General features: G+C 72.1%; 8 protein-coding genes. 6 read left to right on the top strand and 2 right to left on the bottom strand.

All coding sequences use genetic code 11. From position 1 onward, the window contains the following. Positions 1-12: 12 nt before the first annotated feature. The 4 genes from GWI24_RS37690 to GWI24_RS37675 all read left to right on the top strand — a co-directional run bounded on the left by GWI24_RS37690 (position 13) and on the right by GWI24_RS37675 (position 2,736). Complete coding sequence (locus tag GWI24_RS37690; protein WP_210950551.1) at positions 13-507, top strand: GNAT family N-acetyltransferase; 495 nt, start codon at positions 13-15, stop codon at positions 505-507. A 314-nt stretch (positions 508-821) separates the two neighbouring features. Further along, the gene (locus GWI24_RS37685; RefSeq protein WP_308344221.1) at positions 822-1,358 is read left to right on the top strand and encodes a polysaccharide lyase family 7 protein; all 537 of its coding nucleotides are present in this window, start codon (positions 822-824) and stop codon (positions 1,356-1,358) included. 12 nt (positions 1,359-1,370) lie between these two features. Continuing rightward, on the top strand, positions 1,371-1,979 hold the full coding sequence (locus GWI24_RS37680; protein WP_210950549.1) for a hypothetical protein: 609 nt from the start codon (positions 1,371-1,373) through the stop codon (positions 1,977-1,979). 121 nt (positions 1,980-2,100) lie between these two features. After that, the gene (locus tag GWI24_RS37675) at positions 2,101-2,736 is read left to right on the top strand and encodes a fibronectin type III domain-containing protein (protein ID WP_210950548.1); all 636 of its coding nucleotides are present in this window, start codon (positions 2,101-2,103) and stop codon (positions 2,734-2,736) included. A 6-nt stretch (positions 2,737-2,742) separates the two neighbouring features. Here GWI24_RS37675 and GWI24_RS37670 read toward each other — a convergent pair whose 3' ends face one another. Next, complete coding sequence (locus tag GWI24_RS37670) at positions 2,743-3,489, bottom strand: TetR/AcrR family transcriptional regulator (protein ID WP_210950547.1); 747 nt, start codon at positions 3,487-3,489, stop codon at positions 2,743-2,745. A 123-nt stretch (positions 3,490-3,612) separates the two neighbouring features. Here GWI24_RS37670 and GWI24_RS37665 point away from each other — a divergent pair, with 123 nt between their 5' ends. Both GWI24_RS37665 and GWI24_RS37660 read left to right on the top strand, forming a co-directional pair. After that, the gene (locus GWI24_RS37665) at positions 3,613-4,779 is read left to right on the top strand and encodes an NAD(P)/FAD-dependent oxidoreductase (protein WP_210950546.1); all 1,167 of its coding nucleotides are present in this window, start codon (positions 3,613-3,615) and stop codon (positions 4,777-4,779) included. After that, positions 4,776-5,639, top strand: a complete 864-nt coding sequence (locus GWI24_RS37660) for an alpha/beta fold hydrolase (protein ID WP_210950545.1) — start codon at positions 4,776-4,778, stop codon at positions 5,637-5,639. Before GWI24_RS37665 ends, GWI24_RS37660 begins: the two co-directional genes overlap by 4 nt. Before the next feature lie 10 nt (positions 5,640-5,649). Here the strand turns inward: GWI24_RS37660 and GWI24_RS37655 are convergent, their stop codons facing one another. Further along, on the bottom strand, positions 5,650-6,675 hold the full coding sequence (locus tag GWI24_RS37655) for a dipeptidase (protein ID WP_210950544.1): 1,026 nt from the start codon (positions 6,673-6,675) through the stop codon (positions 5,650-5,652). Positions 6,676-6,878: the final 203 nt, after the last annotated feature.

Here is a 6,878-nt window from a genome sequence, read left to right as displayed (position 1 = left end):
AAACTGGGCGGCATGGTGCGGCTGCGAGTGGTCACGACGGACGACTGGCCGCTGTGGCGGGACGTCCGCCGGACCGCACTGGCCGAGGCGCCGCACGCCTTCAAGTCCCGGCTCGCCGACTGGCACCGCGGCGGCGAGGAGCGGTGGCGCGCCCGGCTGGAGATGCCGGACGCCTACCACGTCGTCGCCCTGCTGGACGGCCGGGCGGTCGGGATGGCGGGCGGCATGCCCGGGGACGGGGACGGGCGGCCGCCGGAGCTGAGGTCGGTCTGGGTCAGCCCCGAGGCGCGCGGCCACGGCGTCGGCGGCCGGCTGATCGCGGCGGTCGAGACCTGGGCCCTGCGGACGGGCGCCACGGCGCTGCGGCTGGCGGTGTTCCCGGGCAACGCGCCGGCGATCGCCCTCTACGAGCGGCATGGTTTCGCCGCCACGCGGGAGCCGGGGGATCTGCTGGCCGACGGCGTGACCAGGGAGCTGGTCATGGTGAAGGCGCTGCGGCGGAGTTGACCCGACCCGTCACGCCCGCCACCACAGTCGTGAATTCTGTTCATTGATATGGACACGCCATCAACTCTGCCCTACCTTGACTCTTGGTCTAGACCATGATCCATCACGGGAACGGAACAGACCGGAGGTGGACCCATATGCCCGCATTACGCACCAGAAGCACCAGACGCTCCCCCCGCTTCAGGGCGGCCCTGGCGTTCGCAGCGCTCGTCGGGGTCCTGTCGGCCGGGGTCGCGTCCGGAGGGACGGCCGCGGCGAAGGAGGCCGCGGCGTCGCCGACGGATGGATGGACGCAGACGTCGTTCACATACTCGATGCACAAGCCGTGGAATCTCGACCTGAGCGAGCGCTACCGCTACGACTCGGGCTCGAAGACCCACACCATGTGGGTCAATTCCACGGACGAGCCGCTCGAAGAGGGCAGCGACACCGATCCGCGCACCGAAATGCGGTGGAAGCAGGAGTACTCCTCGGGGAAGCACATGTGGGACGCCGATGTGTATGTGCCGTCCGGGACGAACGGCGCGGACATCATGCAGATCCTGCGGGGCAGGCACCCCAGCGGAACACCGGCCACCGACATCATGCTGCGGGCGTCCAGCGCGGACGGCGGGACGCTCAAGCGTTATACGGACGCCGTCATCAAGACCGGTATCTACAACACCTGGTGGAACCTGAAGGTGGCCCATGACGCGGACACCGGAAGGATCCAGGTCTACGCCGACGACAAGCTGGTGCTGACGGTCGACGACCGGGGGCCGGCGACGCGGTACTTCAAGAACGGCGTCTATCACCACGGCAGTGGCCGGGCCGAGGCCCGGTTCCGCAACATCCGCTATTGGGTCAAGTAGAGGGGTGGGACCGTGTCCAGGAAACACCGTGTGATCGCCGGGATGTCCGCCGCGTGCGGACTGCTGCTGGCGGCGTCGGGCGTCGCGCACGCCGAGGTCGAACCGGGCGGCTGGTCGTCCGAGTCCCCGGGGTTCAAGGTGCAGGAGCGGGGGTGCGGGGAGGTCGACAACCTCACCTTCAAGCTCACCTGCTCCACCGCGAGCGGGGACCAGCGGGCCGAGCGGCGCTATGACACCTACACCGGCGGGACCCATCAGTTCGAGGGCTACTTCCGGGTCACCAGCATGGGCGGCACCCGGATCAGCCTGAAGCAGACGTTCAACGACACCGACGGCGACGCCGGTCCGTACTTCATGCTCGCGGTCGAGCGCGGCGGGCGGCTGTACGCCGTGCACGGCGGGGACACCCTGTCCAACGCGGGGACGGTCGGGGCCACGGTGCGCGTCAATACGGTGCACCAGGTGGGCAAGGAGCACCGTACGTACATCAACGGCTCGCTCAAGCACACCGTGGACAGCCCCGGCGGCAGCTTCTACGACAAGTTCGGGGCGTACCGCACCGGCAGCGGGAACGGCCCGGCCACCGTGGAGTGGAGCAACGTGAAGTTCTGGCGCAAGTGAGCGGCTCGGTACGTGCCCTGGCGGCGGCGGTTCTCGTTTCGCCGCCGGGCTTTCCGGAATCAGCGGGTGTGCGGCGTCCACGGAAGCGCCGGAAGCCTCCAGCGAGGCCCGGACCGGGACCGTGCTCAGCGTCACCCGGGTCTCCCCCGTCGACGCCGAGCTGAGCTGGCACGGAAAGGCGCCGGGCGCCGCAGGGCGGATCGTGGAGTTCGCGACCGAGCCCCGGGGACCCTGGACGATCCTCACGTACGCCCCGCTCGGTCAGACCACCTACCGGCACCCGGATCTGATCCCGACGACCCACTTCTACTACCGGGTGCGGCCGTACTACGGACCCGCGTCCCGGCCGGTCGACGTCACCCTGCCCAGGGGGGCGTTCACCAAGGCGGAGCAGCGCCAGGAGCACACATGGGCGCCGCCGCGCACCATCCGGCGGGCCGGAGTGCGCACCAGCCCCGTCCGGCGGCCGTCGGCCACCCCGACCGATCTGCGCGCGACCGTCATGCACGCCAACGGCATCCGGTTCACCTGGACCGACCACGCCGAGGGCGAGCGGGGCTATCTGCTGGAGGACCGGCCCCGGGGCGGCGGCTCCTTCCACCCCGTCGCCGTGCTCGACCCGGACATCAACTCCTTCGGGCTGATCACCCTGCCGAACGAGAAGCGGGCCTCCTACCGGGTCCGTCCCTTCACCTACGGCGAGCGCTCCAATATCGCCCGGATGACCACCGGCGAGCGGCCCGCCGGGCACGGCTGAGCACAGTCACCCCCCGGTGCTCCCGGTGGCCTCGGTGTCCACCGGGGACGGGGCGAGCACCTCCGGCAGCGGGGTGTGCCGCGCCCCGGCGATGAGGACGTCGAAGCCCCAGGCCAGCCGGTCCTGGGGGGAACCGGACAGCAGTCGCGGACCGAGCGCGGCGATATGCGGATGGGTCCGCGGTGAGACGTCCCGCACCACCGTGGCGAGCGCCTGCCAGTCCGCCTCGCTCTGGGGGGTGTCGCCGGGGGCCCGGTGGGCGTGCTCGGCCGCGGTCGCGGTGGCGAACTGGAGCAGCAGATCGAGCAGCCACGCGGCCCGGTCGGGCTCGAGGCCGCCCTCGTCCAGCAGCGCCAGCAGCGCCTCCACCAGCTTCAGATAGTGCTTGCCGAACGGGCGGGCCACCAGGGCGGACTGGGCGAGACCGGGGTACTCGAACAGCACCGAGGTGTACGAGGTGAGGATCCGCACCAGCCGGTCGTGCCACTCGCCGTCCGCCGTCGCCGGGCTCAGGTCGACGGCGCCGAGGAGCTCGTCCAGGACGGCCGCGTGCAGCTCGGCCATGTTGCGGACGTAGACGTAGAGCGAGGCCGGCCCGGTGTCCAGCTCCTTGGCCAGGCGGCGCATCGTCACCCGCTCCAGGCCCTCGGCACGCATGAGGTCGACCGTGGTGGCGATGATGCCTTCCCGGGTCAGGGCCGGTTTCGCCGGACGTTCCCGGCGGCTCCGCGGGGCGGTGGGGTGCGCTGTCATGGCGCCATCGTACCGGCTGACGAACGCGTTCGTCACGAACATGTTTGCCACGAACGCGTTCGTCACCCTACGCTCCTCCCATCCACGACGCACCCGCGCCGAGCCAGGGAGGCATCCATCACCATGTCCACCACACAACCCCGAATCGCCATCGTCGGAGCAGGGCCGGGAGGGCTGACACTGGCGCGCGTCCTGCACGTCCACGGCATCCCCTCGACCGTCTACGAGCTGGACGCGTCGGCGACCGCACGCGACCAGGGCGGCACGCTGGACCTGGACGAGGAGTCCGGCCAGCGGGCACTGCTGCACGCCGGGCTGCTCGAGGAGTTCCGGCCGCTAAGCCGCCCCGAGGGCGGGGAGCTGCGCCTGCTCGGCAAGGACGCGGACGTCGGCTTCCACAGCCCCCCGCCGCAGGACGGCGACGGCAATGACCGTCCCGAGATCGACCGCAGGGTGCTGAAGGAGCTGCTGCTGAGCTCGCTGCCGGAGGGGACGGTCCGCTGGGGCCACAAGGTCAAGTCGGTCGCCCTCGGCGCGGCGGGGCGGCCCACGCTCACCCTGGCCGACGGTACGACCGTCACGGCGGATGTGCTGGTCGGCGCGGACGGGGCGTGGTCCAGGGTCCGGCCCCTGCTGTCCGACGCCGATCCGGTCTACACCGGGGTGTCGTTCGTCGACGGTCTCCTGAACGACGTGGACACCCGGCACCCGGCCGTCGCCGAACTCGTGGGCCGGGGCTCGATGTTCGCCCTCGCGGACGAGAAGGGGCTGTTCGCCCAGCGCAACGGCGGCGGCCGGATCCGCGTCTACATCGCGGTCAAGGCGCCGGAGGAGTGGAGCCGTTCGGGCCTCATCGACCCGGCGGCCCCGGCGGCGACCAGGAAGCGGCTGCTGGACCTCTTCCCCGACTGGGACGAGCGGCTGCGCGCGCTGATCGCCGACAGCGACGGACCGCTCGTCCCCCGGCCCATTCACGCCCTGCCCACCGGCCACCGCTGGGACCGGGTGCCCGGCGTCACGCTCCTGGGCGACGCCGCCCATCTGATGTCCCCGTTCGCCGGGGCGGGCGCCAACCTCGCCATGCTCGACGGCGCGGAACTCGCCCTCGCCCTGGCCGCCCACGACGACCTGGAGACGGCGCTGAACGCCTACGAGACAGCCATGTTCCCGCGCGCCGAGGCGGCGGCCACGCAATCGGCCGACCACCTCGTCGACTTCTTCCAGCCGGACGCCCTGCGGATTCTGCGGGACGCCTTCACCGCGATGACCGCCGGAGGTGCGGAGCGATGACCACGCCCACCGAACTCACCGAACTCACCGAACTCACCGAACTCACCGAACTCACCGGATCCACGGGATTCACCGTCGAGCCCTACCCCGGTCTGCCCCTGACGGTGCGGGACGTGGGCGCGGGCCGCCCCGTGCTCGTCCTGCACGGCGGCGCCGGACCCGCCAGCGTGAGCGGCGTGGTGGACCACTTCGCCGCCACCTCCCGGGTGCTGGCGCCGACCCACCCGGGCTGGGAGGACACCCCGCGGCCCGACTGGTTCTCGGGCGTGGGCGACCTCGTCGAGACGTATCTGGATCTGCTGGACGACCGCGATCTGCGCGATGTCCTGGTCCTCGGCAGCTCGTTCGGCGGCTGGATCGCCGCGGAGATGGCCGTGCGCGACCGGGGCCGCCGCATCGGCGGGCTGGTCGTCATGGGCGCGTTCGGACCGCGGCTCGAGGGGCACGAGGTGCGGTTCCCCACGGCCCCGCCCGGCCAGGGCCCCGGGCCCGGAGAAGGCTCCGGGCCGGGGGAAGGCCCCGGGCCCGGGGAAGGCTCCGGGCCGGGGGAAGGCTCCGGCGCACCGGCACCGCGCCAGGGGCCCTCGCCCGCGGCACTCCAGGCGCTGGCGGCCTACGCCGGACCGACGAAGTCCGACCCGAAGCTGCTGCACCGGCTCGCCCGGGTGACGGTGCCCGCTCTCGCGGTGTGGGGCGAGAATGACACCGTCGTCCCGCCCGACTACGGCCGCGCGTACGCCGCCGCCATCCCCGGGGCGCGGTTCGAGCTGATCCCGGGCGCGGGCCACCTCCCGACCCGGGAGGACCCCGAGGCCACCTTCGCCGCGATCGACGCGTTCCTGGCCGCCGCCGGGCGGTAGCCGCCACATCTCAGCTGGGGCGTCCCAGCTCCTTGCGGAAGAGCTCCAGCACATTGCCGCCGAGGATCTTCTCGATGTCCGCCTCCGGAAGGCTCCTTCGGACCAGCGCCTCGGTCACCAGAGGCAGTCCGCGGGGGCCTTCGAGACCGGGGACCACCAGCCGGGCGTACTCGACGTCCTCGCAGCAGGGCGGGGTGGTGTCCGCGCTGACCTCCTTGATGAAGTCCGGCCCCAGGCCCACATGGTCCACACCGATCACCTCGGCGATATGGACGATGTGATCGGCCAGCCGGTCCACCGTGCGGTCGGCCGGGGCGGTGGCCAGGAACTCGCCGAGGAAGTTGACGCACACCGTGCCGCCGGTGGCCGCGATCCCGCGCAGCTGCTCGTCGGTGAGGTTGCGATGGTGGTCCAGCAGGGCGCGGGCGGAGGAGTGGGTGGCCATCACGGGGCGGGTGGCCAGCTCCAGCACATGGGCCACCCCGGAGGCGCCGAGATGGGAGACGTCGAAGAGGATGCCCAGGCGCTCCATCTCCTTCAGCGCCTGGACCCCGGCCTCGGTGAGCCGGCTTCCGGTGGCGTCCTCACCGCTGCCGTCGGCCAGGGCGGTGCGGCCCCAGTGGGCGAGCGAGGCGATACGCACCCCGAGTCGGTGGAGGGTCGGGAGGAGCTCGACGTTGGCGTCCAGCCCGGGGGCGCTCTCCAGCGCCAGCACCAGGGCGATCCGGCCGTCGGCGAGCGCGGCGTCGATGTCGTCGCCGTCCAGGCACAGCCGTACCTCGTCGGCGTTGCCCTCGGCGAGGGTGTGGGCGCACTCGATCATCCGCAGCGTCTCGCGCAGCGCGCCCTCGGGGCGGAACTGGTCGTCGATGAAGACCGGGAGCACCTGGAGATCCACGCCGCCCTCGCGCAGCTGTGGCAGCCAGCGCTCCCGGAAGTAGCCCGCCCAGCGGTGCGGCGGACGGGCGGTGACGGCGATCAGCAGGTCGTTGTGGGCGTCGGCGACGACGGCGCGCTGGTGGAGTGCACGGCTCATACGGACGACGGTGGCCTTTCGTGTGAGCGGGACCCCGGGGGACGGGGTTGGCGGCGGTCATCGTGGCGTACGGGCGGCTCGCCGGTCCATGGATTTTCGTGCGGCGGGCCGGGATCGTCCCGCCGCGCGGACCCGGCGGACCCGGCGGACTGCGCGGACCCGGCGGACTGCGTGGACTGTACAGCCGCTACGGGCTGGTCGTG

Origin of the sequence: Streptomyces sp. MK37H (genome assembly GCF_018035285.1) — a bacterium.
GTDB lineage: Bacteria > Actinomycetota > Actinomycetes > Streptomycetales > Streptomycetaceae > Streptomyces > Streptomyces endocoffeicus.
Note: the sequence above shows the minus strand (reverse complement) of the source record. Positions and strands in the feature narration are given on the sequence as shown.

Bases quoted from the DNA above. Each gene is read 5' to 3' on its own strand.
- GWI24_RS37670 (WP_210950547.1), bottom strand. From the start codon at position 3,489: ATGACAGCGCACCCCACCGCCCCGCGGAGCCGCCGGGAACGTCCGGCG.
- GWI24_RS37665 (WP_210950546.1), top strand. From the start codon at position 3,613: ATGTCCACCACACAACCCCGAATCGCCATCGTCGGAGCAGGGCCGGGA.
- GWI24_RS37655 (WP_210950544.1), bottom strand. From the start codon at position 6,675: ATGAGCCGTGCACTCCACCAGCGCGCCGTCGTCGCCGACGCCCACAAC.
- GWI24_RS37660 (WP_210950545.1), top strand. From the start codon at position 4,776: ATGACCACGCCCACCGAACTCACCGAACTCACCGAACTCACCGAACTC.
- GWI24_RS37685 (WP_308344221.1), top strand. From the start codon at position 822: ATGCACAAGCCGTGGAATCTCGACCTGAGCGAGCGCTACCGCTACGAC.
- GWI24_RS37690 (WP_210950551.1), top strand. From the start codon at position 13: ATGGTGCGGCTGCGAGTGGTCACGACGGACGACTGGCCGCTGTGGCGG.